Below are 26,689 nucleotides of genomic sequence, written 5' to 3'. Positions count from 1 at the left end.
ATTACTGAAGAATTTGAACTGAATGAATCCCCCTTCAGCTTGGGTGAGGAAGAGGATTCGGAATCTCCTGCCACTCTCTACGTTGAGATGGAGATGACGGAAGTGTCGGTACTAGCTGACGACGGGCTAGACCTGCCAGACTCATCAATGGGCGAGGAAGAGGATTTTGGTCTGGGAGAACTCTCTCAAAGCATTGAGAATGAACTAGAACTCGCCGAGTCAGCCGTAAGCGACGATGACTCCCTAGATTTTGGAGGTCTATCAGATACGAATGAAGATGAGTTTAACCTCGAACAACTGTCTGATGACGACAATGACAATATAGACTTCGGAGATATCTCTGCCAATGGTGACGAAGATTTAAACTTCGGAGACATCTCTGCCAATGGTGACGAAGACTTGGATTTCGCCAACCTATCTACCAATGATGATGAGGACATGGATTTTGAAGGTATGGCTCAAAATAATGACCAAAACACCCAAGACGATCCCAGCTCATTGTTAGAAGATGTCTGGCAAGACATCAATGAAGCAAGCTGGCAGAACAATCAGTACTAAAGACATGGGCGATCGATTCGAGTCACTGCCAAGCGGCTGTTTTGTCCATTGAGATTACGACTGTTGTATTCTTTGAGAACATTTTACGGACGCTGGGACTAGCGTTTATTAGCTGTGGAGGATACTCGGTTACGAGTCCTGCGAAGCAGCAAACTCTCAATCGTGAGTTTGGGAAGCCCTTGGTACAATCTTTGATTTACTGAGGGAGGATGTCACAGAAAGCTCTTAGGCAAGAGTTTTAGACAAACAATGCAGTTTCAGGTGTTAGAAACTTCATCTTCTGAATGGGGCACTTCCCCTATCTGTTGGCGGATGATTTTTGGCTAATTGTTTTTAGCTATGAACAATTAGCCACGAACAATTAGCAAGTCAGTATTCCAATGCCCACCCGTCCCCTTTGGACGCCACTTCATTCCAAGCTGCATCAAACCCTGCGGCACAGGAAATTACTACCACCGCAGCAGCTTGTTCTAATTGCCGTCTCCGGTGGGCAAGATTCCCTTTGCTTGAGCAAACTGTTGCTAGACTTGCAGCCGAAATGGGGTTGGCAACTTGCGATCGCCCATTGCGATCACCGTTGGCAACTTGATACCGGATTAGCCGCCCATGTTGAACAATTAGCTCAACGCTGGGCAGTACCCTTCTATCTGGCAACCGCTACCGAAGTCACCGAAACCGAAGCCGCCGCCAGAAAATGGCGCTATCAAGCCCTAAGCGCGATCGCCTCATCCCATGGCTATCTAGTAATTGTCACAGGACATACAAAAAGCGATCGCGCTGAAACCCTCCTCTACAACCTCATACGCGGTGCTGGAGCCGATGGCTTACAAGCCCTTACCTGGCAACGGCAACTCGCCCCTAGAGTTCAACTCGTGCGCCCCCTCCTAGAAGTTAGCCGTCAGGAAACCTGGCAATTTTGCCAGGAATTGCAGCTTCCTATTTGGGAAGACGCCTACAACCAAAACCTCAAGTATGCTCGTAACCGCATCCGCAACGAGTTACTGCCCTATCTTCAAACCCACTTCAACCCACAAGTAGAAACCGCCCTAGCTCAAACAGGGGAACTACTCCGGGCAGATGTCGAGTATCTTGAACAGGAAGCGCAAGTCCTAAGAGAGCAGGCAATGCCCCCCAATGCTCAACCAGGGCAAATCAATCGCCGCGTCTTACAAGGTGCTCCCCTTGCCCTAAAACGCCGCGCTATTCGCCAATTCCTTCAGGACACCCAAACCACCGCTCCTACCTACGAGCAAATCGAAGCCGTTACCGCTCTAATTGCCGCCCCTAATCGCTCTCAAACCTCATCCTTTCCAGGCGGAATGACAGTCATTGTCGAAGGCGACTGGCTCACCGTGAGGTCGGGGCAGTAGGGGAGTAGGGGAGCGGGGGAGCGGGGGTGCAGGGGTGCAGGGGCGCAGGGGCGCAGGGGCGCAGGGGTGCAGGGGCGCAGGGGCGCAGGGGCGCGGGGGAGCAGGGGATAACTACACTCACCCTTCATACTTCATACTTCATACTTTCTTGCCTACTCAGGACTCAGCACTCAGGACTCAGCACTTTCTAAGAGGCGGCAAACTCTGGCGACTGGATCGCGCTGTTGATGGTTTGCCGCATTTCTGCGATCGCTGTTAACTGATAGTCACCCGTTTCTTGAATGCGATTGAGGGCTTCGGTGATCGCTTCTAGCTTCTGCTGCATCGCATTGAGGTGATCCTGCACGGGTTGGAGCATCTCTTGATAAAGATTGATCTTCCCCCAACGCTCCGCGATCGCGGTTCGCTGATTTTGCCACTCTTGCTCCAACGTTTGCAGTTCGTTGCGTTTTGTCTCCTGTTCAGCCGCTTGCTGATTAATCATCTCTTGGGCTTGTTGAATACTGGAGCGCATTTGTTCAATTTCGCGTTCTAATGACCCAATATCCTCTATCTGCTGCTGTCGTTGAGCTTCTACCTGGCTCAAAACAGGTTCCAAATCAATACTTTTTTGGTTATTGGGAGCGCTACTCTCTGCTATCCCTTGCCGACGACGCAAAACATGCAGGTGTTGATTGAGAACTTCTTCTCGCTCCCGCAGGTTTCGCCGTTGACCAACCAGGGTTTCATCTAGCATCTGGTAACAGTCTTGTTCTTCTGCGAATTCTGTTTCCAGGCTAATGCGGTCATACTCACTGGCTTGGTCGATCTTAGCTTGTATTTCTTCAACCGCCTGACGCTGGAAGGTTAACTCTTCTTCCTGGTCATTGACAAAGCGCACAACCTTTTCTAGATCTTGCTGCAAATTTTGGACGAGTTCCTGTAACTCTCCCAGGGGCATTTTTTCTAGCGCTTCTAAGTCAACCTTCTGAGAAAGCCTGACATCGGCAGACGTCGTCGCTAAACGGGTGAGTTCCTGATACAGTTCCTCCTTATTCTGCAACTGAAGGTTGAGCAGATGCGCTGACTCTTGCTTCATCCCTAGGGCATTTTCCTGCACCCTTAGTTCTGTCTTCGCCTGCTCTAAGGAAGCCTGTGTCTGCTGCACCTCAGAGGAGCGCCTTTGTATCTCCTCGCCTTGTTGATCAACCGTTGCTTGCAACTGCGCCGCCTCATTTTGCTGCTGCTCTAGCTGTTGCCAATGACCATTGAGCGTTGATTGCTGCTCATCGAGCGCGTTAAAGGCTAGGTTGAGTTGTTCGCGGACTGCATCTGTTGGCGCTACCGCCGACGAGAGGCGATCGAGCAGTTCCTGTATCTTTGTCGATTGTTCACCATTGAGTCCGGCGGAGGATTGAACGTCCTCTTTGAGTTCGTCAAAGCGTCGCTGCTCTCCTCTTAGGTGCTCCCAAGCCCCTTCTAGCTCCTGACGGTTGCGCTCAATCTCTTCGTGTAGTCGGGCAATTTCCTCTTGCGTACCATCTAGTTCTTGACGTTGCTGCTCGAGCCGCTCAAAGTCCTCCTCCATGGTTTGCATCTGTTCTAGACGCGCTTCCATTTCCATTTCGCGGCGGTTCAGCTCTTGACTTTGATACGTCAACGACTGCTTCCACTGTTCGATTTCTTCTTCTTGGGTTTTCGACTTTTCTAGCAGACGAGAGAAATTTTGTAACATACTGACTAACCGTCCCCCGGCTAGCTCAATCTCTCCCTGAATTTGCCGATTCCCTCCCAGGTTGACCAAGACGAGCGACCCACCATTAAAGTTGTTGGCTTCGTCGGAGGCAACTATCTCGTCGCCCTGCACGGCACTCCAACTTTGGTCAGTTCGCTGACAAGCCAGCAGTTTGAGTTCGGCTTTACTGCTGCTCATAAACCCAGATTTCTGCTTTTGTACTTCTGCTAGATACAGCACACTGATGGTCCTCGCTTAGGTGTGACTTGCGGCTAATTTTTGGCTAAACCCATAGCTAGAGTTTAGTCGGTTTTAATAAATCCAGTTTAAAAAGACCGTTTTCACAAAACAAGAAAGCTGCTCATAATTTAACTAAGCAACGCTCGCTTCACGATTTCATTACAATCAACGACAAACAGCGATCACTTGACAATGCTTTTAGCAAATACAAACATCCCCAGGAAGCTACCCCTCACCCTCAAGGGTAGCTGTGCTTACCTAGCTGATAGCACCCCCCAAAGGACAAGCGCCAGTTGCTGCCCTTACAGATCGCACCCTGTTTGACTCGCTTCCCTACAACCCCTAATCTCTATGTTATTGCTGTCATCCTAACCTGTGCATACCCGGTTAGGAAAGGGCAGGGCGACAGAGATTAGTCAGATGAGTATTTGCCCAGCCATAGGTTCAAAAGCTGTGATTGGGGGTAGCGGTCGCCTTCCTCAAACTTAGTGACTGATCAGGGGTTGAAGTGTGAAAGAAAAGACAGATACTAGCCACAAGTACCAAATCTTCATTTAAACTACATAATATTGGAATTTCACACGTCAAATATTTCTGTGAAAACCTTGAGCCACTTAAAGCGTGCCTGTAACTCTTTCAACCATTGAGTTTGGCATTGTTTAAATCTTTAAGGATAGAGAATTAAGCAGGGTTGCCGTGAGTTGTGAAAGACATTTTTCGGCAATCAATGGGGGGTTTGACTGCGGATTTACCTCTTGTCAGTTAGAACCGGAAAGTCATTAATTATTCAGAGGAGCGAAATGACGCCAAAACGCACTCTTAAAGATGATACTTGATTCCCTAAACCTCAAGTCAAGGTACGCTTCAACTCGTTCTCTACCACAGCAAGGCATACAGTCTAGGAGGTTTAACCCTCACGAGCATCTAGTTTGATGAGTAATAAGCGCAAATTTTCTGGAAGAATTTTTATGTTAGCCAATTCTAGGCTAAAAATCTGAAGCCATTGACACCGCAGCCAAGGGCTGTGAGTTCAGTCAAATAATTTTGAGGAGCACGTTTTCTTGACATGCAGGGAACGTTAAACGAAATTGATATCCGCAGCATCTTGCAACTGATCGAGCTAGGTCAGAGGACAGGCGAGTTGCTGGTGGAGGCGTATGGCTCCAACGCCCATAGCGCTCTGAGCGAGGTCAGCCTCCAATCAATAAGCCCCCACTCTCTAGCACGGGAGGGAAGCGATCGCCGTCCAGGGCCCTTTTGGTTGGTCTTCTTCCTGAATGGGCGAATTGCCTACGCTGCCGACAGCGAGAGCAGTTTGTCGCGATTGCAAGACCATTTGCGTCGTTACAAAGTGAATACCGCCCTGAACAATCTAGAATTGTCAGCGATCGCCACAACCAACGCCCCAGAATACGGCTACCTCTGGGCACTCCTAGAAAAGCATATCCTCACCCCCGCCCAAGGACGCAGCATTATCGAAAGCATGGTGCGGGAAACCTTGTTTGACCTGCTCAGTCTGCACCAAGGAAATTTTGTATTTGAAGTCAGCCCCGCCCTAGAACCTCAGCTCACCACCCTAGAGATACCCTCCCTAGTCACCAAGATCATGAAACAAGTGCAGGAATGGAAACAACTCCATCCGCACATTCAGTCTCCCCAGCAGTGTCCCTTAATAACAGATGTACCGCAGCTTCAGGCTGCCTTACCGGAAAACATCTTTCGTCTACTCAATCGCTGGCTCAATGGGAAAACCTCTCTACGTCAGCTTTCCCGCTACCTCAATCGTGACATTCTCACGGTAGCAAGGGCGATTTATCCTTATGTCAAACAGGGTTCGGTACAACTACTGAGTGAAACCTCCGACGACCCCCCTGACCTGCGTGGAAGATGGCAACTTACAAAAGCCACACAAGCCCCTCGCGTTGTCTGTATTGATGACGACCTAGCTATTGGCAAGATGGTGGAGTGTATCCTGCAAGCCAAAGGCTACGAAGTGACCTCAATCCAGAATCCCCTCGAAGCCCTCAGCCGAGTCTTTCAACTCCAACCCGACTTGATCGTTTGTGACCTTGCCATGGCTAAATTAGATGGATACGAAATTTGTGGAATGCTGCGCCAGTCTACAGCGTTTCGGCAGACTCCGATTATCATGCTGACCGGGAAAGATGGCTTTATTGACCGAGTTAGAGCCCGGATGGTAGGGTCAACGGACTACTTAACAAAGCCCTTTGGAGAAAATGAGTTATTGATGCTACTAGAAAAATATATTGGTCTGGGCGCAAGCGCGATCGCTAATCCGAATGCCGAGGTGTTAAATCAATAAATTACAAACAGACAAGATCGCTAAGTCAACCCCGGCTTAGGGAAGGATAAGAGATACTTTAATCATTATCAGGTTGAAGCATGAACCCAGCAGGGATCGTTTCCATTCACACCGATCGGCCTTGCCACTCAAGTAAAAAGTTATGAGTACAGTTTTGGTTGTAGAAGACAGCCTTGCACAACGACAGATGATCTCAGACCTCCTCAAAGGCAGCGGGTTGACAGTCACTGTCGCCAGTGATGGTGTGGAAGCCTTAGAACATATTCAACGTTCTAGCCCTGACGTTGTGGTTCTAGATATTGTGATGCCTCGAATGAATGGTTACGAGGTATGTCGGCGTCTTAAAGCTGACCCAAAAACTCAAAATGTCCCAGTCGTGATGTGTTCTTCCAAAGGGGAAGAATTTGACCGTTACTGGGGCATGAAGCAAGGTGCAGATGCTTACATCGCCAAGCCCTTTCAGCCTACCGAGCTGATTGGCACAGTAAAACAGTTACTACGGGGATAAACATTCGTCTTCGTTTCTAGTTTTAGCAATAGACGAATGCCTGAAGGAGAAAAAATGGTTGGTAACCCGGACTTCTTAACTGGTCGTGGTCAAGATCAAGCCCCAGAATTTCAGGAACTAGAAAGCCCTGAAGGTGAATTACACCTGCGCTTTTTTGTCCCTTCTGGTAACGAATTTGCTTTACCTGCGATTGGCATTCGAGAAGTCATTGCTCAACCCCCTGAACGAATCACAGCCATTCCGAATGCATCCCCCTTGCTCTTGGGGACACTCAACATTCGCGGACGAGTGATTTGGGTTTCAGATCTTGGTCAGTTTTTAGGGGATATGGCAGTGTTGAATACAGATAGACCCGACATTTGTATCATTGCCGTTGAAGACCAAGATACGATGCTGGGGTTAGCAATCGACCGAATTGTTGGGATGGATTGGCTAGATGCCGATCAGGTGCAGGCATCAACTAATGTTCCAGACAGTATGGCTCCTTTTTTACGGGGCGAATGGATATTAGAGCCAGAAACCAATAAATATCTACGATTACTCGATCATGTCGCAATTCTTCGGTCAGCGCGGTGGGCAGCATGAAAAATAGACAAAAGTAAAAGGGCAAGTATAGAGAACTTTTTACGTTTGACTTTTTTGGGGAAGGCCAATGGCATCAAGTACAGATTTTGCTCAGGAATACGGACAAGCCGAAAAGGCTTACATGCAGTGCAATTATGAACAAGCCGCCACAATTATCGATCGATTAATTGAGGATTACCCAGACGACCCTAGTGCGCGACTTTTGCGAGGGCACATTTACTGCTACGGACTTCAGCAGTACGATGTGGCGCAAGAGCAGTACGAGTTGGTGCTGAATTTGACCTCTGATACCGAATTCATTAACTACGCCAACAATGGCCTAGAATATGCCCTGTCAAACCAGGGAGAAACTGGGGCTGGCAACGTAGTTGAGGAAGAGTATGCCGAGGCAGATGATTATGGGGATTATGGTAATTATGAGGAGGCGGCTCAGGAGACTGACGACCCCTACGGGTTGAGTAACGATGCTAATTTGGAAGATTGGCAACAACTAGATGCCAATGACGCGGGCAATAATTTGGACTTGGGCAGTCTTGATTGGAACGACAGTATAGAAGAGCCTGATTATACCGCCGGGTTTGAGGAGCCGCTTAACAATCCCTTTGGCACGGCAGCGGAAGACTATGGATTGGTAGAGGAAGAGTCAACCGAAAATCATGAAGACCCCTTTGTCTTAGGTGCAGAAACCGATTACGGGGACTACGAAAATTTAGAGGGAGATTCAGCTAATTTTCAGTTCTCTGACGACATTAATGAGTTTGACCCTAATGCAGGAGCAGACGAATTTTTCCCCGATGCCGGACTAGATGACTCAGAAGGGGCAACCTTTGTGATGCCGCCCCCCAGCAATGAGTTTAATCCAGCCCCAGCTGAGGAAGATTGGGATGGGGACTTTGATCCCCAAGCCTCCGTTGCTGAGGATTATTATTCCTCAGGTGAAGATTACTCGTCTTCTGGAATCGAGACGCCTGCCGCCAGCGATGAGGAGGACGAGCCGTTTCATTCCAATTATCCCGTTTTTGAAGATGAAACGTTGTTAATGGGGTCAGGAGAGTTTGATGAGCCCTTCCCCACCAACGGCAACGACTCCGGGTATAGCAGCACAGGTGGAGTAGAGTCTCCTTCCCCCTTTGAAGTTGAGCATGGGTTTGAGGAGGATGAGCCAAGCCTGGACTCAACCTACGACCAGAATGGCTTCAACTCCCAAGACAACTTCGACTTTGACACCTTTGATAATGACTACAGCAGCAATTCCTTGGCGATGGATGACGTTGCAGATTCTGAAATCGGAACGTCATCGGGAAGCTTCAGCCGTCAAAGCGGGACAGAGGGATTTTTAGAAGAATTTGATGTTTTTGACGACGATTTAGAGAATATCCCAGACTTTGACCTGAGCGATGCCGATGGCATGCCTCTCTCAAGTGGTAGTCCGTCTGAATTCGACTTTGTAAGTGGCACAACGAGTGGCTCAGTAGCCGATAGAGGTCTGGACACTGGCAGTGGCGTTCGTCCTCTGAGCGGTGAAGACGAGATGTTTAGTATTACCGGAACAGCTGAACAAGTCCCGACCTTCACGCAAGGCAGCAGCAAACTGGATGAGCCGGCGGTGAGTGTGGAGCAGGGATGGTTGGCTCCCTTTGAAAATGCCCCGCTGAAGAAGAAAACCTGGATTACGGCGGCAGCAACGGGGATTGTCTCCGCTGTTGCTGTTGCGGTTGTCACCTCTGTCGCCGCCACCACTGCTCCGAGTAATGGGGAAACCGAGGTCAGAGCCCACCTGCGGAATACAGGGGGGTTGATGACCTTAGCCGCTGGACTTGCTAGCTTTGGAACTACCTTATTCCTGGGGCGAGTGACAACCAAACAAATTCAACAGTCTACGGTCGATTTACAAACCCAGTTTGATGCTGTTTCCCAGGGGAATCTGAATGCCAGTGCAACGGTGTACTCTGAGGATGAATTTGGTCAACTAGCAACGGGCTTCAACCAGATGGCACGGGTGATTTTGACCACAACCAGCGAGGCACAACGCAAAGCTGAAGAGCAGGAACAGGCAAAAGAAGACTTACAGCGCCAGGTGATCCGCTTACTGGATGACGTGGAAGGCGCAGCGCGAGGCGACCTAACCGTGCAGGCGGAAGTAACCGCTGACGTGTTGGGAGCCGTTGCGGATTCCTTTAACCTGACAATTCAAAACCTCCGGGAAATTGTGCAACAGGTGAAAACTGCTGCCCGTCAGGTTAACAAAGGCTCGGCAGATAGTGAGTCTTTTGCCCGCAGCCTGTCGAGTGATGCCCTACGGCAAGCCGAGGAATTGGCGGTGACGCTGAACTCCGTGCAAGTGATGACCGATTTGATTGGGCGTGTGGCGGAAAGCGCCCGCGAAGCTGAGGAGGTGGCACGTTCTGCTTCAGCTACAGCACTTAAAGGTGGGGAGGCTGTGGAGCGCACTGTGGCAGGTATTCTGCAAATTCGCGAAACAGTGGCAGAAACCACTCGTAAGGTGAAGCGACTGGCGGAATCGTCCCAGGAAATTTCTAAAATTGTGGCGTTGATTTCTCAAATTGCCTCCCGAACGAACCTGCTTGCCCTCAACGCCAGCATTGAGGCAGCACGGGCAGGAGAAGCGGGTCGAGGTTTTGCGATTGTTGCCGATGAGGTGCGACAGCTCGCTGACCGAGCAGCAAAAGCCCTAAAGGAAATTGAGCAAATTGTGTTGCAAATTCAGAGCGAAACCAGCTCAGTGATGACCGCGATGGAGGAAGGGACTCAGCAGGTTATTGATGGGACGAAACGGGCAGAACAAGCGAAGCGATCGCTTGAAGATATCATTCAAGTATCCAATCGCATTGATGCCCTAGTTCGCTCGATTACGGCTGATACCGTCGAACAAACTGAAACCTCCCGTGCCGTTGCCCAAGTTATGCAATCGGTAGAACTTACTGCCCAAGAAACTTCCCAGGAGGCTCAACGGGTTTCTAGCGCTCTGGGTAGCCTGGTAGGAGTCGCCCGCGACCTACTGACCTCCGTTGAACGCTTCCGCGTTGAAGCGACAGATGGGAAGTAAGAATGAAGTATGAAGGGTGAAGGATGAAGTATGAAGTATGAGGGGTAAGAGGTTAGAGGTTATCACTTCTCCTCATCACCCCATCACCTCACCCCCTCATCCCCTGCTCCGGAACTAAGAAAATGAGTGAAACGACTCCCCGTTCAGGTTTAGGATTGTGGTCTCAGCGCTTGCTGGCAGCGACGCTCCTAGGTGGACAGGTGGTGTTGCATCTGTTGAAGGCAAAAATTCACCGCCGTAATACTCTTGACCAAATGGCAATGGTTGGCCCGGAATCGCTGCTGATTGCCTTGTTGACAGCTAGTTTTGTCGGCATGGTGTTTACGATTCAGGTGGCACGAGAGTTTCTTAACTTTGGGGCAGTCAATGCTATTGGCGGGGTGCTGGCGCTGTCGTTAACGCGGGAACTAGCTCCAGTGCTAACGGCGGTGGTCTTAGCGGGGCGAGTTGGCTCGGCGTTTGCCGCTGAAATTGGCACGATGCGGGTAACGGAGCAAATTGATGCGCTTTATATGCTCAGAACCGATCCGATTGATTATTTGGTGATTCCCCGCGTGATTGCCTGCTGTTCCATGCTGCCGATTTTGACGATTATGTCACTGATTACAGGCATGGCTGGGGGATTGCTGATTGCCACAACCTTCTACAATATTCCTCAAAATGTATTTCTCGATTCAGCGCGAAATTTTACAAGCATTTGGGACTTATGTAGTGGTGCGATCAAAGCGGTTGTCTTTGGCGGGCTGATTTCGGTGATTGGTTGTAGCTGGGGTCTGACCACAACGGGAGGTGCCAAAGGGGTTGGGCAATCAACAACGACGGCGGTGGTGACAGCATTGCTGGCAATTTTTGTGACTAACTTCTTCTTGTCCTGGATCATGTTTCAAGGGGCTGGTAGCGCAGTCCTGCAAAAAATTTGATGTGCAATCGGGTCAATCGGGATACAGGAGGCACAGGGAGAGACGATTTAGAATGGGATCAGAACTGACTGGTGTTTCAGCGATGAGGATTATAAGCTTGTGAACCCGACTGCCTCTACTTCTACACAAACTATTGAGTTGGCACCTAGCTACACGTTACCTTTAGTATTGATCTTCGCTGCTATGCCCCTATTATTGGTACAAATTTGGGCGGCAGGGGCGATCGCACTTTTTGGTTTGTTCCTGTTATTTCAGGCAGTAACGCTACGCCTGCAATTTACCCAAACGGCTTTGGATATTTACCGGGGAGAAACCTTGATTCGGCGCTTTCCCTACCAGGACTGGCTAAATTGGCGGATTTTCTGGACACCCGTGCCAATTTTGTTCTACTTCAAAGAAGTGAAAAGTATCCATTTTTTGCCAATTTTATTCGATCCCAAGGCTCTGAAAACTTGTCTGGAAGAGCGTTGCCCAGTCAAACAAGCCTAAGCGATGAGTTGTTAATTGTTAGTTTATAGATGAATTCCGACGAAGCCCAAGCCCCAGAACAAGAATACGAACAAGACGTAACGATTGACGCTACTGATGATGCGGACGACCAAAACTGGACTGAGGACGCGGCAGCAGAGAACCTATGGGTAGAACCAGACGCCGCCGCTAAGGAAGCCTCGGAAGTTGAGTCAGTGGCAGCCGCCATCGAGGTAACACCCGTAGAACCAATGGCAGCAACCATTGAAACTCCTGCTGTTGAACAAGACGAAGCCGAGCCAGCGGTAGCCGCCGTTGAGGCAACCTTAGTAGAACCAGGGGAGCAGCAGGATGACACTGAGCTAACAGCAACTGTGGCCCAACTGCGCCGTCAGGAACAAGAGCTAAGACAAAAAATTGCCGAACTCCTGGAAAATCACCGCCGGATCACTGACCAGTTGGTAGAAACGCAAGCCAACGTAGGGCAAATGGTACAAGAAGGGCTGAGGGAACTAGAGCAACGCAAGCAGGCTCTGTTGCTGTCAATTGAGCAGCTAGAACGTCGTCGGGAACGGATTCGGACGGAAATGCGAACGACTTTTGCCGGGGCTTCTCAAGAAATGGCAATTCGGGTGCAGGGCTTTAAAGATTATCTGGTTGGGAGTTTGCAAGATTTGGCGCTCTCGGCGGAGCAGTTGGAACTTACTCCCTCAGAAGCACCACAAAAACCAGTGGTTGAAGAAGATGAGCGTCCCCAAACTCCAACTCCATCTTCATCTCCATCTCCGAAATTCACCGAACAGGCTTTTCAAGACCAAGTTAGACAAATTCGCAACATCCTCGATCAATACCGCAAGATGCCGGATTATTACGGCCCCCCTTGGCAACTGCGCCGCACCTTTGAGCCTATTCATGCCGAGCGCGTGTCTAACTGGTTTTTCACTCAAGGCGGTCGGGGGGCACTGCGGTCGATGGGAAGCCGCTTGCAGAACATCTTAGTTGCCTCAGCGATCATTTCGGTATTGCGAACACTCTATGGCGATCGCCTGCGTACCCTTGTCCTTGCTAACACCCCCGAACGCCTCGGAGAGTGGCGTCGCGGCTTACAGGATTGTCTGGGGATATCTCGCAGTGACTTTGGCCCTGAACGGGGTGTTGTGCTATTTGAGGAAGCGTTGCCCTTGGTGCAAAAAGCGGAGCGGTTAGAGGAACAACGTCAACTATCACTGATTATCGTTGATGATACCGAAGACCAAATTAGCTTGGCACTGCTGCAATTTCCACTCTGGTTAGCCTTTGCGCCTGAGCCAGCTCAGATGACAAACTACCTCTACTAAACTCGGCGTCTCGTTAGAAAACTCCACCCCCGTACCACCGAAGGAGAGGGGTGATAATAAGAAGCCCACAGCGGTAAAGTCACTCTTGTATGATTGAGTTCACAACGGCTGTGGCAATAAGATTTACAGCTAAACGTGAAGGGAGGGAAACAATAATGGCTTTGGCATTGACTGTTAGCGGGCTGTTAATACTGACGGCTTACCTACTCGGATCGCTTCCCACGGGCTATTTAATTGGACGCTGGCTCAAGGGAATTGACATTCGCGAGGTAGGGTCTGGTTCTACAGGGGCAACTAATGTTTTGAGAACCCTGGGAAAGGGACCCGCCATAATGGTTTTAGCGGTTGACGCTCTAAAGGGAGCAAGTGCGATCGCCCTCATCAACGGCTTTTATACCTTCGCTCCCCAAGCAATAATTCCCCTGACGTGGAAACCTTGGCTGGTAGCACTAGCCGCTTTAGCCGCCATTGTCGGTCACAGTTGCTCGATTTGGCTAAACTTCACCGGAGGGAAATCCGTCGCGGCGAGCTTAGGTATCTTACTCACCATGTCTCCCGCCGTTGGCTTAGGCACCCTCGGTGTCTTTGCCGTCGCATTTGCCTTGTCCCGCATCGTCTCCCTGAGTTCCATCAGTGGAGCGATCGCCGTTTCTCTATTGATGCTTCTCTTCAAACAGCCCCTACCCTACTTACTGTTTGCCCTTAGTGCAGGAATTTACGTCGTGTGGCGTCACCGCAGCAATATCCAACGCTTACTCACAGGTACCGAACCCCAAATCGGGCAAAACATACCGCAAGAACCAAAGGCTAGCTGAATCACAAGTAGTTGTAATTCTTCTCCCACCCACCTCGGTTGCTCCTAGCGATCTCCGGCATTAACTTCATACTTCATACTTCACCCTTCACCCTTTCTTCCCAACTCCTCAGAGCGTGCCGTCGCTGCTCGTACCGCCTCAATCAACGCCGAGCGAAACCCAGCTTTCTCCAACTGCGCCAAACCTGCAATCGTCGTCCCTCCCGGACTCGTTACCCGGTCTTTGAGCTGTGCTGGATGCAGCCCCGACTTCTGCAAAAGCTGCGTCGTTCCCAACACGGTTTGTAACGCCAACTGAGACGCGATCGCTCGCGGCAAACCGGCTGCCACTCCACCATCTGTCAGCGCTTCTACCATCAGTGCTACATAAGCCGGGCCCGAACCGGATAACCCGGTCACCGCATCCATCAGGTGTTCTGGTACCTCCACCACTTCCCCGACGGCTTGAAAAATCGCCTTTGCCTGTTCCATGTGATGGGGCTGGATGGCTTTTCCAGGCGCGATCGCCGTTATCCCCGCTCCTACCGTTGCGGGGGTGTTCGGCATTGCCCGGATGACTGGCTGACCCACAAATGCCGCCTCTAGCTGGCTTAAGGGCACCCCTGCCAAAATTGAAATGACAACAGGCTGTTGATTGCCTGTTGCCACGGCAGCATCTACGCCGGCTGTTAGGTCTGGGACTACGGTGGCAAACACCTGCGGCTTGATTGCCAGTAACACGACTTCCGATGCTGCCGAGGCTTTTCGGTTATCTGCCGTCACGCAGACACCATATTCCTGAGCCAGAAAATCCCGCCGCTGTAACATGGGATCGCTGACTATGACGCGATCGGGGTGATAAATTTCACGAGCAATCAGGCGGGATAATAGTGCTTCTCCCATTACCCCACCGCCAATCAAGCCCAACTGAATTGACACCCTGACCTCGCTCTTATTAACTGCTACTAACTTACTGGGCCATGCGTTCTTGTTCTGAAGCCCAAGCGGGAGCCGGAGCAGCAGGACGGTTAGGACGCACTTGCGCGGAGGGAGCTTCGTGAACCACTCCCGTTTGGGTGCTGACTTGAACACAGCTTGGTGTAAACAAGAAAATACTTTCGCCAATGCGCTCTTGGTGCCCATCAATGGCGTAGGTTCCACCCGCAACAAAGTCCACCGCTCGCTGCGCCTGGTCGGGGTCCATAATTGTCAGGTTCAAGACAACCGACTTGCGCTCCCGTAGCGCTTGAATTACCTGCGGCATTTCTTCAAACGAACGTGGTTCAAAGACCACTACTTCGGAAAGTCCATTCACCGCTCCAGGCATACCAATTACATTGTTCATTGACGTTGCCCCCATTGCAGGTTCTGATGTCATTACTGTCCGTTCCCGAATCCGACGCCGAGGAGAACGGTCTTCCTCTGGTGTTGGTGCGGGTAGCTCTTGCTGTTGATAGAGATTTTGGTAGGTATCCCCCCCATCCATCTCCTCATACTCGTATTCGTATTCTGCTGGTTCATTGAGACCAACAAAATCTCGTAGCTTGGTAAAAATATTGTTCACAGTTCACGCTCCATCACAATTTTGTTTGACAGCGGGGAAATCAAAACTCTAGAGAGCTTAGAGGGCTTCAGTGGGAGAGTTTTCCGTAAAACGAGTAGCCAAACCACCAAAATGGTAAACTACGGCTCCAAGCTTTTCCTCCACCGCTTAAAATAACGCCAAACGGGTACACTTTATCCTCGGTAGTCAATCGTGGCATCAGTACGCCAAGAAAAAAGGCTTAAGTACAACACGACGACAATACCAATGATATATTTTGTTTTGGCAATATATTAGCCCATGCTTTAACTCACAAGAAGCACTGTAGATAAATTTTGTGTAGCAGTTATGCCCGTAAGGCGAGAATCAAAGGTTAGGGTGTCCGTTCACCAAAAATAGTTCGCCCCAAGCGTATCATTGTTGCGCCTGCTTCCACCGCTAAAGGGTAATCATTAGACATTCCCATTGATAATTCCTGAAGGCATAAATTCGTCTCAGCTTGCTGGTTAATTTTATCAGCCAAGTTGCGCGTGTTCTCAAAGACTGCTAGCGTGTTTGATCTTGACAACCCTAAGGGCACAATTGTCATCAATCCTTGAATTTTTAAGGACTTGCAAGCTTCAAGTTGTGGTAAATCCGCTAACAGTTCCGGAACTATCCACCCGTACTTATCGGGATCGGGGGCAAGTTTAACCTGAAGACAGACTTGCGGTTGACGAGATAACTCAGCGGCAAGTCTATCCAGTCGCTGGGCAAGTTTCAGGCTGTCAACGGAGTGAATCCAGGTAAAAAGTTCCAGTGCTCTTTTTACTTTATTGCTTTGGAGATGCCCGATCAGATGCCAGGTAATATCGGGTAAATCTTGTAATTGGGCAATTTTCTGGTCTGCTTCCTGAATACGGCTTTCGGCGAAATCTCGCACCCCCGCCACATAAGCCTGGCGTATCGCGTCCACTGACACCTGTTTAGTAACGGCAATCAACCGGACATGGGGGGGTAGTTCTTGGCGGATTTCGGTGATGCGTTTTGCTATTAAGCCAGTCATTGGAACGTTTGCTTATGAATAGTCTTAAGCTGCTCAAATTCCGGGGATGAACCAGCACGACGAAGCATCCGGAGACGAGTTTCCACCATAAGGCGAGCGTCTGAACGACTGATTGGTTCAAAAGCCAGACCATTAGGTCCAGTCGTCACCAGAAAAAACAGGCGTTGGGCATAGAGAGTGGTGAATAATTCCTGATTATTTTCGATCAGGCAAACTCGATAAAGAAGACCAAACGTCGGGTGATCCAGGTAGGTTTCAGTGTTCATCAACATCCACGCTGCAAATACCCATCCCTAGTTAGGGGAGTGAAAAAAGAAGTTGCCTATATATTTTGCCTCGCAGGCTCCGCATACGAGGAATTTCAAATTATGAAAGGCTGACTAAACCATTTAAGCACTTGTTTACAACCTGAAGTTGTTAATAACAGAAATGTTGCCTCAAAAACTGGCAATAGTTTGAAAAATCTACCGTTATTAAAAGCCACTGCCGAGTCACTTACCCTGGAGTTATATGGTATAGGGAAATTTGCGGCGACAAAAAAATATAGATGATGCCCGCTCGTAGTCAAACTTGCTCGTTTGCCTTGTCTTTACAGGCTGAAAATTTTGAGTGCTGCCAGTTGAGCCTGAGCTTTGTGGAGTGATTCATACCACTCATGTTCTGGATCGCTGTCGGCGACAATTCCCGCTCCTACTTGACCCCAAACGTTAGCTGTAGGTCGCTGATCCGTTCCTGATTGCCTGACATCGTGAGGACTAAAAAGGAGAGTGCGAATCAAAATATTTAAGTCTAGGTTGCCGCGAACATCCAAGTAGCCGCAGGAGCCATAGAACAAGCTGCGGCGCACGGGTTCAAGTTTTTCAATAATTTCCATACAACGCACTTTAGGACAACCTGTGATTGTCCCACCGGGGAAGAGGGCGCGGATCAGATCAACGGCGTCATATTCAGTACAGAGAGTCCCCCTGATGTTGCTGACGAGGTGCATAACATGGCTGTAATGCTCAAGGGTGAATAATTCGTTCACTTCCACCGAACCCCACTGGCACACCCGTCCTAAGTCGTTGCGCTCTAAATCTACGAGCATGATGTGTTCAGCTCGTTCTTTGGCATTGGTAATTAGGTCTTCTTCCTGTTGTCGATCCGCTTCGGTGGTGGTGCCACGCGATCGCGTTCCAGCAATGGGTCGAGTTTGTGCCTGATTGCCTTGTATCTGCACCAATCGTTCGGGAGAGCAGCTGATTACGTCTCCCCACGGCGTCTGCCAGTAGCTGGCAAAGGGAGACGGGTTAATCTGCTGCAAGGCGCGGTAAATTTCCCAACTTTCGGCGGTAGTCGTTGTCTCAAAACGTAGGGAAAGATTGGCTTGAAAAATATCTCCTGCCTGAATATAGTTTTTTGCCTGCACAACGGCGGCTTTATATTCAGCTTGGGACGTGAGGAATTTTGGGGCTGGGGAAGTGGGATTGGCGAGGTGGGATTGGCGAAGTGGGAGGAAGTTTTCTAGGCGTTGCTGGAGATGGTCGAGTTCTGCTACATCGGTAGCGGCTAACCAGAGGAGTTGTTGCTGGTGATCGAGGATGGCAAAGGCGGCGGGTTCGTACCAGAAGGCGACGGGGAATGGTAGGAGGTCGGATTTGAGATGGGGTAGGCGCTCAATTTCCCAGGCGAGGTCGTAACCCAACCAGCCTAACCAACCGCCGAGAAAAGGCAGGTGAGAGGGTGGGGTGACATTCTCTCTATCCCCCCATTTCCCCATCTCCCTATTTCCCTTCGAGGCAAGTAGGCGACGCAGGAAGGGCAAAATTTCCCCAACGGCAGGCGTCCACATCTGCGAACGTCCCTGTCGATTTCGGGGCATTCCGGCACAGATAGAGTAACGAGCTAGCTGGGGTTGGTCTGGTGGGGGTGGGTCGGGGCTTTCTAGGAGGGTGGCGATCACCCCTTGATTGCGAAACAAGCAGTCGAACACCTCGGAACCTGTGCGATTGTTTAGAGGCAGCGATCGCCAAGACCAGGGTTGTAAATCCTTACTCATTAATCCTTAGAGAAGGCTAATCTGAATAGTGCCATCAGCTTCAATTATTTTGCAAAGCTTGATCAAGTATTGATTGAACGTTGGACACCGGACAAGCTCTAAATCGTTCCTCCCCAACCAAACCGCACGCCCCAGAAGACCGCCAAACTCACAAGGGCAACCCAATCGATACCCCGCAGGCGCAATTGATGCCACTGTACTCGATGTTGGTTAGGGCTAGTAAAGCCGCGCACTGTCATCGCACTGGCGATTTGTTCGGCGCGTAATAATAAATTTTCTAGCAGCTTTTCTGCCACCATTAACCAGATTTGCAAGCTTTTACGAATGCCTAGCTTTTTCCAGTTAATGGCTCGGGTGCGGATAGAGCGGGCAAGGTTCTGGACTTCTTCTAGCACTAAAGGAATGAAGCGCAAGGATAAAGTCAAGGTAAGGGTGATTTCCGTGACGGGCCAGTTGAGTCGCCGCAGGGGTCGCATTAAGCTTTCCAGTCCTGCTGTGATTTCTTCCGGTGCCGTTGTCAGCAGGAATAAGTTGCTGCTGTAAATCAAGGTGAAGAGGAGGGTGCTGATGCGAATTGCCAAATCAAGGGAATGGCGAGTCACCGTAACGGGTCCTCGCTCAAACAGTATGTAGTTATAGTCCCCTGGCTGGGGAAGGTTGAAGTCGGTGGGGGGGAGTCGCGGTTGATGGTTGGCAGCGAGTCCATCGGGAGCGAGTGCAGTTAAGATAAACACAAAAAATGCCAGCATTAACAGCCAACCCATCTGCTGACGCCACACCCGTAAGGGAATAGCCGCGCTGAAGGTCAAAACAATCAGCATCACCACCAGCAGGATTCGCCAGACCGGAGGAGCTAGGAGGGGAGCCGCTAGAAAGCTCATTAACCAGGCAAATTTGACTCGGGAGTCGAGGTGATGCAGCCAGGTTACAGGTTGTTCGAGATACAGCCCTAGAGGAAGCGATCGCAGTAAATCCATTGTTTGTCAATTTTCCGTTGTCAGTTGTCCATTGTCATGGTTAGTTAACAAAGGACCTAGACGTGGTAGTTAAGTGATTAGTTACGAGTCGGTTCTGTAGGTACGGCTTTCACCTGACCTTTAGTAACCTTCCTCAACCCGCTTTCTTTGATTCCCCAAGTCCCTATTTACACGCGAGTTGCTCGGTTGTTGCTGTGATCCTCAGCATCCCGCGCTTTTTTGCCCCGCCACAACAGTCTAATTGGCGTTCCGGTAAAGCCCAACTGTTGACGGAACTGACGCTCAATATAGCGGCGGTAGTTTTCGTTGAAGCGTTGCGGCTCGTTAACAAATAACGCGATCGTTGGGGGCTGACTTTTGACTTGGGTGCCGTAGTAAATTTTGCCCTGTCGTCCTTGACGGTTGGTGGGAGGCGAGTGCCAGCTGATCGCTTCCTGCAATACTTCATTAATTACAGAAGTACTCACCCGCCGTTGGTGCTCCTCAGCGGCACTATCGACTAAATCGAAAATCTTTTCGACTCGTTGTCCCGTAAGAGCGCTGACAAAAATAACTTCTGCCCAATCGATAAAGTGCAGGCGGTCTTTGATTTCTTTTTCGTAATCGTAAATGGTGTAGGAGTCCTTCTCAACCGCGTCCCATTTATTGACGACAATAATAGCGGCGCGACCATCCTCTTCAATTCGTCCTGCTAGTTTTTGGTCTTGTTCCGTCACCCCATCCACCGCATCAATCACTAGTAAAACGACGTTGGAGCGACGAATTGCTTTGAAGGCACGATTGATCCCAAAGAATTCTGGGCCGTACTCGACATTTTTCTTTCTGCGAATGCCTGCCGTATCAATTAATCGGTAAGTTTTGTCCTGTCGTTCTACCACCATGTCAATTGCATCACGGGTAGTTCCAGAAATTGGGCTGACAATCGCGCGGCTTTGACCTGTAAATGCATTCAATAAACTGGACTTACCCACATTTGGGCGTCCAACAATTGCTACTTTCGTTTCTGGAACTTCTTCAACATCTTCCACGGAGGGGATGAGAGTAATCAGTTCATCCAATAACTCTCCCGTTCCGCCACCATGAATACCAGAGACGGGGTAAGGTTCGCCTAACCCCAGTTCCCAAAATTGTGACGCCTGAATCATTCCTTGTTGGGGGGACTCGCATTTATTGACGGCAAGTAACAAGGGGATGGATTGTTGTCGCAACCAAGCGGCAATTTCGGCATCAGCCCCCGTAGGACCTGTTTGTCCATCAACGACAAAGATGGCAGCGCTGGCTTCTGTCAGGGCGGCGGCGGCTTGTTCCCGAATTAGAGGTAAAAACTCGGTATCATCATCAAATACTAGACCGCCTGTATCGACAATCTGAAATTCACTGTCTTGCCAGAAAGCTAGGCGATAGGTGCGATCGCGCGTTACTCCCGGCTCGTCATGCACGATCGCATCAGTCACGCCTGCCAACCGATTGACAAGAGTAGATTTGCCCACATTTGGGCGTCCAATAATAGCAACAATTGGCAGAGCCATAACCGTCTTCCTTCAAGCAGGGAAAAGTGCCAGACGTAACTATTACGCTGGTACTCTTTAATTGTAGCTAGCAGCTGCGATCGCCACTGCTCCAGATCGCTCAAAAGCACAGGAAGATTTTCGGTCACATCCTTATTGAGATTAACCGAATGAGTCGGTACTCTGATTCAGCATCATTAAATAGCGTTCACTTTACTAGCTTCATTGACTTTTAACTTAGTTCACCAAAGAGAATCAAGGCTGCCATCGGTAGAATTTACATAGCACTTCGTAGTTATACCCAAGCTAGCTGTACAGTATTCAACGGAGTGACTCGCATAAGGATTTTAACTGTGACCTTGCAAGAATTTGGTCTGCTGCTTATTTCGCTTCTTGCTAGCGTATCTGGGCAATTTTTGTTGAAGGCAGGAGCCTTAAAGTTAGGAAAGGTCACTACTGATAACTTAATTAGTCATGTATTAAGTATTGTTTTCACGCCAGAGTTAATCGCAGGTTTAGCTTGTTATGGACTAGGGGCAATCTTTTACATTCTGCTGCTGACTCGTGTGAAGCTCAGTATTGTTGGTCCTTCAGTCGCTGTGGTATATGTCTTTTCAGTTTTACTTGGCTATTTCGTATTTCACGAGCCAATTCCTATAAGCCGTGTGGTGGGCTTGGGATTTATCGTTTGTGGAGTAGTTCTAGTAATTTGGCAGCGCTGAAAGTGGGCTGAAGTTGACACTTTGCTGTAACTTAATCATCCCCACAGTGTAATAGTGTTGGATTTAGAGATATTGCTGAAGAACCTTTGCAGTAGCTGTTCCGGTTTTTTCCCAACTAAATTGACTAGCACGGTTGAGGCTGAGGAGGTGGAGACGCGATCGCAAATCCCAATCCCTCGCTACAGCTTGCATCGCTTCAGTAATTTCCCCTGTGTTGTAAGGATTAATCAGGATTGCGGCGTCACCTGCAACTTCCGGTAAAGAAGAGAGATTAGACGTAATTACAGGAGTACCACAAGCCATTGCTTCCAATACGGGAAGACCGAAACCTTCCCAAAGACTAGGGAAAACCAGAGCAATGCTTTGGTTAATAATTATCGGTAGCTGATCGTAAGGAACGTAATCCAAAAACTTTACCTGATTTTTTAACCCTAGTTCATTGACTTGTGCCTGTAGTGTTGGAGTGTAGCGTTTGTCAGTGGGTCCAGCTATCCACAACTCATAGTCAACAACATTGGGTACAGCAGCAAAAGCCTCTATCAATCGGTGCAGGTTCTTGTATGGGTCGTGGCGTCCAATATACAGGAAGTAATTACTCATCGGTAAATTGAGAAAGCGAAATTGGCTAGCGTCGTGCGCGAGTAGAATTGGCGTAATTTTTGCCCCTGAAATCCCGAAGAAATCAGTAATATCCTCAGCAGTAGCCTTAGAGTCACAAAGGATGTGCTGTGCTTGGGTTAATACTTGAGGGACGTAGTAGCGGTAGTAGGACGTGAGGGCTGAGAAGCGTTTGGGAAAACGCATCGGGATGAGGTCGTGGACGGTAACGATGTAGCGGCAGTTAGTGTAAAGAGGCGCTTCGGGGATGGGGGAGAATAGGAGATTAGCTTGCCGTTGTTTGTAAATACGCGGTAACTGCCGCTGTGCCCAAATCAGACGACGCAAATGACCTTTTGCACCTTGTTCTGCGGTTTGGTTTGGGGGAACCCCATGATGGTTATAGGAAGGAATTGGTTTAGATAGGAGCAGTGTTGGCACCAGGAAGCGTAAGTGAGGGAGAAGGTTAAGCGCGTAAGTCGTGGTGCCTGTCGGTTTGTCTAGGAGGAACGAAAGATTAATAAGTAACTGATTTGACTCGATCAAGTTTCTTTACTGAAATTAGGTTTATGCAAACTTAGTCCAGCTACCCAGCCTACCTGAATACCTTCAATAGACTGTTTAATGTAGTTCAACAATATTGAGCTAGGGACATTATGGGTAAATTTAAGGCGGATAATTCTTAAGAAGCAGCGGCGGGTTAGTAATAAACTTAGGCGTGTCACTAAACTTAGAAAATTAGTTCGTTTAAAACCATGTTTTAAGGCAAAGTAAGTGGTATTTTTAGCCAAAGAATACCAGCAAGTTAAATGCCTTTGGTCTTTCCGATTATGATTTGGCTGGATGTAATGCTCTACCGTAACATCAGAATGATGAATTTCGTAGCCTGCCTGGATCAGGCGTAGGCAGAGATCTGTTTCATCTAAAAAATATTCAAAAAACTCATCGAAGCCGTTGATTCTTTCTAGCGCTTCTTGACGATAGGATGAGTTGGCACCCATTAGTCCGTTATACCAAAAACCCTGCGGTTGATTGTAATCGGAAGCATCTAAAGAACGGACAGAAATCGTGCTACTGATAACATTTGTAATTCCACGACGAAATTGTAAATGATAATCAGGACGAGTCATATCTCTGACTGCGCCACCCACTCCCGCACAGCGATCGCCATAGCGCGAGTAAACTGATAGTAGCTGTTCTATCCAATCCGGTGGAGGAATAGCATCATCATCCAAAAAGACGACAACTGAGCCTGATGTTAATTTTAAGCCGACATTACGAGAGATATTTATATTTTTTTGTTTAACCGTTGTAAACTTTATCGGAAAACAAAAACTACTTGTTATTGCATCAATTAATTCAGCCGTTTCATTGGTTGAGGACGCATCAACCACAACAACTTCAATAGTTCGATAGGTCAGTTGCTCTAAAGATTGAAGCGTTTTTTTCAAAGAGGTAGGGCGGTCAGATGTACAGATAAGGATAGATACTAGCTCGACCATACTTTATAAGTTCTCCCATACAGACTTTGCGCCTCAGATCCCCGACTTCTTCAAGAAGTCGGGGATCTGAATTTAGCTTATTTTAGTGCTATTCATCTATAACACCTTCTTCTTTGTGTCTTTGCGTTCGACGCTTCGGCAAGCAAAATTTCCCGTCTATCCGGTTCAAAAACATCAACATACTTCACACCCCATGAGAACGCCTATATACCTGAATTAGCTGATAAAAAGTTTGGAACATCGCTCTAAGCAAAGTTATAGCGTTAACCTTAGTTAATACATAGCCGCTTCCTGTAAAAATATAGACTTGTTTAGCCAAATTCATTCCATAAAGATTGGGATGACGGCAGGTCACTATTGCTATATCGACAGGCTTCCAGAACCAAGATGATAGCCATAAACCCAGCTTAAGTACTACATTTTCACTCCCTTTCCAATGCAGCAGTTTTTTGTCTGATTGAAGACGCTGAAGGAGGAAACTTTGATTTTTATCTTTATAAATATCGGCTTGAACGAATACTTTTAAGGGAGTATTAATAATTTCTTCTAAAGCATATTCTTTATAGGGCAGTACCCCTGGCATCTTACCACGAACGCCTTTAATGAAATCTTCAAAGCCTCTAGTAGAAACTTCAGCCCAAAACGCTCTTCCTGTAGCTGCATAGTAGGTTAGTCGTGGCAAACTTACTAGAACTCGTCGGGATACAAGTTCTGGTCTATGTTTTTGCCAGCAGTAACACAAATTGCGCTCATCATAATAGCTAATCCAGGGTCTACATTTGAAATCGGGGGAGGCGTGCCAAACAATTGACGCGGGATTAGCTGCAACTACCCAGGATGCTTGCTTTGCTCGCAAACACCACTCTACATCATCGAAATGGATAAAGAAGTCTTCCCATACTCCAATTTGCTGCACAACTTCACGACGTACCAACAAAGAAGCCGCCGCACAAGCATCGACAGAAAGGTAGGGTTTCCCTTGTAATATTTCTGATGTTGAGATTACAGAAGCATTACCAAAGTTGATTTTGAGATGCGCCTTCTTAGGATAGATAAAACTACCGATTTCTTGAATCGTTTGAGGGTCATCTAGTTTTCTGATTTGAGAACCGACTAAACCTACTTCAGAATAGGTTTGTAAGGTTTCTACTAATGCACATAAACTCTGAGTATCTAGACGAACATCATTATCTAGCAGCCACAGGTAATCATACTCAAGTTTGCTAACGATCTGAAGACCATAGGAAAAGCCGCCAGAACCACCCAAGTTTTCTCCTGTTTGTAGAACCTTTACTTGAGGATAGTGCTGTTCTAAATACGCTGGCGTCTCATCTGTAGAAGCGTTGTCTACTACATAAGTATCAAGCTGGATATTATCAATGTTTAGCTTGGCGACATCCGCTAGCAATAAACAAACATCATTCAGTTTATTCCAGGTGACAATAATAGTTGCTACTTTAAGCATTCTCTATGTTGTCGCTATTGACTGATGAACTCCCCTTGTTACACCTGGCTCTATTATTTTTACAAACGTTCATTTTTTTGCTTCTTAGCTATATCAAGCTTCTTGCCTACACTCAGTTTGCGAACCAGAGCCATACCATAGTTAAAAGGACTTGTTTTTATCTCAACGAGATCAAAATGAGGATTTCCTTTAATATACTTACCGATGACGTATCTGGAATCATCCCAACCTACACACTTCAGGATAAATATGGTAGAACACGATATATCCACCATTTAATTTAAGCTTGAGCGTGAATAATTAAGTGTTTCAGAGCAGCAATTAAGTATTTCAGCAACTTTATTCTACTTTAGCTTATTTCAAAGAAGTTAATTATTTTCCGGATACTTCGTTAAACTCACTGTAAGTAGTTTTTGCAGAAAAACCTCTGCTGTAGCTCAGGTAGTATTTTTTCGCTCAAGTTCCCTTGACTCTAAAAATTTAAAGGAGAGTTTTCTTAGCGGGGCAAAGTTGGTGCATTTTAGAGTAATATTTGTAAAATAACTGTACAGCTAAAAGGTTACAACTATGTATGATGCGGTGTTAAGTCCAGTAAATGCACTCCTTTGGTTAAATAAGTATAAAGGTATTAAATCTGAGCTAGCCAATCTAGTGTTAGATATAAAGACTGATTATTCTTATAATGAACGCTTAGTACATGCAACCGATGGAAGCTTGAAGTTTTCGGATGCCTACGTGCTTAAGAGCCTTCTTTATCAATACAAACCAGCTAGAATACTAGAAGTTGGAAGTTTTCTCGGTTTTTCTACACGGTGGCTACTTGAAGTTTCATCACAATGGGGTGCGGAGGTAACAGCAGTCGATCCAAATGTTCGTCATAGAATTTTCGACGACCCTCAGTCTATTTTAAAAAAGCTCAATCAAAATTTTTATCCAGAAAATCTAGAAATAGTGCAAGGCTTTTTCGGCAACTATGGTGACTGCACTTACTTTGATTATGAAAACTATGAACCAAAACTGAGCAAAAGCGATATCGATAAACTAATGAAGGAAAGAAAAATTATTGATGAAAACTGGGGGAGAAAGTTCGATTTTGTTTTCATTGATGGCGATCATGAATATAAAGCAGTGATGGAGAATTTTGCAATTGCTCTTAACTTGCTTAGCGATGGAGGATGCATCGCTTTTCACGACGTTCTTACTTGGAAAGGTGTAAACGATGCTCTTCAGGAACTGAGTTTAAAATACCAAAGTAAAGCAGAAGTTAAAATATATGGAAAGCTTGACAAACAAGTTTTAGAACGTGTATTTAACAAAAGCAACGATGGTATCGGTTCTTTTAGATTATTGTAACCAGCAGAATTTTAGGATTAGTTAATTTTTTAGCCAGAGAAAGCTATAAAGACTTT

At 47.9% G+C, this 26,689-nt stretch carries 23 protein-coding genes; 12 read left to right on the top strand and 11 right to left on the bottom strand.

Annotation, left to right across the window (positions count from 1 at the left end; genetic code table 11):
• Both AC5JR3_RS09715 and tilS read left to right on the top strand, forming a co-directional pair.
• A partial coding sequence (locus tag AC5JR3_RS09715; protein WP_495845362.1) for a hypothetical protein occupies window positions 1-558 on the top strand: 558 nt, incomplete at its 5' end.
• Window positions 559-938: 380 nt separating this feature from the next.
• Window positions 939-1,928, top strand: a complete 990-nt coding sequence (gene tilS / locus AC5JR3_RS09710) for a tRNA lysidine(34) synthetase TilS (RefSeq protein WP_495845360.1) — start codon at window positions 939-941, stop codon at window positions 1,926-1,928.
• Window positions 1,929-2,115: 187 nt separating this feature from the next.
• Here tilS and hmpF read toward each other — a convergent pair whose 3' ends face one another.
• Window positions 2,116-3,882 carry a pilus motility taxis protein HmpF gene (gene hmpF / locus AC5JR3_RS09705; protein WP_495845358.1) on the bottom strand — a complete coding sequence of 589 codons (1,767 nt, stop codon included), beginning with the start codon at window positions 3,880-3,882 and terminating at the stop codon, window positions 2,116-2,118.
• Window positions 3,883-4,948: 1,066 nt separating this feature from the next.
• Here hmpF and AC5JR3_RS09700 point away from each other — a divergent pair.
• From AC5JR3_RS09700 to plsY, 8 genes are all read left to right on the top strand, one after another.
• Window positions 4,949-6,205 carry a response regulator gene (locus AC5JR3_RS09700; protein WP_495845357.1) on the top strand — a complete coding sequence of 419 codons (1,257 nt, stop codon included), beginning with the start codon at window positions 4,949-4,951 and terminating at the stop codon, window positions 6,203-6,205.
• Window positions 6,206-6,347: 142 nt separating this feature from the next.
• Window positions 6,348-6,713, top strand: coding sequence for a response regulator transcription factor (locus tag AC5JR3_RS09695; protein WP_495845355.1), 366 nt, complete (start codon window positions 6,348-6,350; stop codon window positions 6,711-6,713).
• A 54-nt stretch (window positions 6,714-6,767) separates the two neighbouring features.
• Window positions 6,768-7,298, top strand: coding sequence for a chemotaxis protein CheW (locus AC5JR3_RS09690; protein WP_495845664.1), 531 nt, complete (start codon window positions 6,768-6,770; stop codon window positions 7,296-7,298).
• A 67-nt stretch (window positions 7,299-7,365) separates the two neighbouring features.
• A complete protein-coding gene (locus tag AC5JR3_RS09685) occupies window positions 7,366-10,365 on the top strand; it encodes a methyl-accepting chemotaxis protein (RefSeq protein ID WP_495845353.1) in 3,000 nt (999 codons plus the stop codon).
• A gap of 122 nt (window positions 10,366-10,487) precedes the next feature.
• Complete coding sequence (locus AC5JR3_RS09680; protein WP_495845351.1) at window positions 10,488-11,285, top strand: MlaE family lipid ABC transporter permease subunit; 798 nt, start codon at window positions 10,488-10,490, stop codon at window positions 11,283-11,285.
• Window positions 11,286-11,384: 99 nt separating this feature from the next.
• Window positions 11,385-11,774, top strand: coding sequence for a DUF3119 family protein (locus tag AC5JR3_RS09675; RefSeq protein WP_495845349.1), 390 nt, complete (start codon window positions 11,385-11,387; stop codon window positions 11,772-11,774).
• A gap of 29 nt (window positions 11,775-11,803) precedes the next feature.
• Window positions 11,804-13,090 (top strand): DUF3086 domain-containing protein, encoded by a 1,287-nt coding sequence (locus AC5JR3_RS09670; RefSeq protein WP_495845348.1) that lies wholly within the window; start codon window positions 11,804-11,806, stop codon window positions 13,088-13,090.
• Between the two features lie 155 nt (window positions 13,091-13,245).
• Window positions 13,246-13,905, top strand: coding sequence for a glycerol-3-phosphate 1-O-acyltransferase PlsY (gene plsY, locus AC5JR3_RS09665; RefSeq protein ID WP_495845346.1), 660 nt, complete (start codon window positions 13,246-13,248; stop codon window positions 13,903-13,905).
• Between the two features lie 80 nt (window positions 13,906-13,985).
• On the opposite strand, the gene proC is transcribed toward plsY, so the two are convergent.
• The 7 genes from proC to der form a co-directional block, all read right to left on the bottom strand.
• Window positions 13,986-14,822 carry a pyrroline-5-carboxylate reductase gene (proC, locus tag AC5JR3_RS09660; RefSeq protein ID WP_495845344.1) on the bottom strand — a complete coding sequence of 279 codons (837 nt, stop codon included), beginning with the start codon at window positions 14,820-14,822 and terminating at the stop codon, window positions 13,986-13,988.
• 31 nt (window positions 14,823-14,853) lie between these two features.
• The gene (locus tag AC5JR3_RS09655; RefSeq protein ID WP_495845342.1) at window positions 14,854-15,447 is read right to left on the bottom strand and encodes a cell division protein SepF; all 594 of its coding nucleotides are present in this window, start codon (window positions 15,445-15,447) and stop codon (window positions 14,854-14,856) included.
• Between the two features lie 352 nt (window positions 15,448-15,799).
• Entirely contained in the window at window positions 15,800-16,471 is a 672-nt protein-coding gene (locus AC5JR3_RS09650; RefSeq protein ID WP_495845340.1) for a YggS family pyridoxal phosphate-dependent enzyme, read from the bottom strand.
• Window positions 16,468-16,737, bottom strand: coding sequence for a transcriptional coactivator PipX (pipX, locus tag AC5JR3_RS09645; RefSeq protein ID WP_495845662.1), 270 nt, complete (start codon window positions 16,735-16,737; stop codon window positions 16,468-16,470). Before pipX ends, AC5JR3_RS09650 begins: the two co-directional genes overlap by 4 nt.
• Window positions 16,738-17,060: 323 nt before the next feature.
• Window positions 17,061-18,509 (bottom strand): anthranilate synthase component I, encoded by a 1,449-nt coding sequence (locus AC5JR3_RS09640; RefSeq protein ID WP_495845338.1) that lies wholly within the window; start codon window positions 18,507-18,509, stop codon window positions 17,061-17,063.
• Between the two features lie 98 nt (window positions 18,510-18,607).
• Window positions 18,608-19,486 carry an energy-coupling factor transporter transmembrane component T family protein gene (locus tag AC5JR3_RS09635; RefSeq protein ID WP_495845336.1) on the bottom strand — a complete coding sequence of 293 codons (879 nt, stop codon included), beginning with the start codon at window positions 19,484-19,486 and terminating at the stop codon, window positions 18,608-18,610.
• A gap of 167 nt (window positions 19,487-19,653) precedes the next feature.
• Window positions 19,654-21,015: a ribosome biogenesis GTPase Der gene (der, locus tag AC5JR3_RS09630; protein WP_495845334.1), complete on the bottom strand. Its 1,362-nt coding sequence runs from the start codon at window positions 21,013-21,015 to the stop codon at window positions 19,654-19,656.
• A gap of 332 nt (window positions 21,016-21,347) precedes the next feature.
• Between der and AC5JR3_RS09625 the strand changes: the two genes are divergently transcribed.
• Window positions 21,348-21,716 (top strand): EamA family transporter, encoded by a 369-nt coding sequence (locus AC5JR3_RS09625; RefSeq protein WP_495845332.1) that lies wholly within the window; start codon window positions 21,348-21,350, stop codon window positions 21,714-21,716.
• Window positions 21,717-21,779: 63 nt separating this feature from the next.
• On the opposite strand, the gene AC5JR3_RS09620 is transcribed toward AC5JR3_RS09625, so the two are convergent.
• The 3 genes from AC5JR3_RS09620 to AC5JR3_RS09610 all read right to left on the bottom strand — a co-directional run bounded on the left by AC5JR3_RS09620 (window position 21,780) and on the right by AC5JR3_RS09610 (window position 25,280).
• The gene (locus AC5JR3_RS09620) at window positions 21,780-22,856 is read right to left on the bottom strand and encodes a glycosyltransferase family 4 protein (protein ID WP_495845660.1); all 1,077 of its coding nucleotides are present in this window, start codon (window positions 22,854-22,856) and stop codon (window positions 21,780-21,782) included.
• Window positions 22,856-23,815, bottom strand: a complete 960-nt coding sequence (locus AC5JR3_RS09615) for a glycosyltransferase family 2 protein (protein WP_495845330.1) — start codon at window positions 23,813-23,815, stop codon at window positions 22,856-22,858. The genes AC5JR3_RS09620 and AC5JR3_RS09615 overlap by 1 nt, the downstream gene beginning before the upstream one ends.
• A 184-nt stretch (window positions 23,816-23,999) precedes the next feature.
• Window positions 24,000-25,280 carry a glycosyltransferase family 2 protein gene (locus AC5JR3_RS09610; protein ID WP_495845328.1) on the bottom strand — a complete coding sequence of 427 codons (1,281 nt, stop codon included), beginning with the start codon at window positions 25,278-25,280 and terminating at the stop codon, window positions 24,000-24,002.
• 567 nt (window positions 25,281-25,847) lie between these two features.
• On the opposite strand from AC5JR3_RS09610, the gene AC5JR3_RS09605 reads away from it, so the two are divergent.
• Entirely contained in the window at window positions 25,848-26,633 is a 786-nt protein-coding gene (locus tag AC5JR3_RS09605) for a class I SAM-dependent methyltransferase (RefSeq protein WP_495845326.1), read from the top strand.
• Window positions 26,634-26,689: the final 56 nt, after the last annotated feature.

It is taken from the genome of Kastovskya adunca (assembly GCF_059505785.1).
This window is presented reverse-complemented; position numbering and strand designations above follow the sequence as displayed.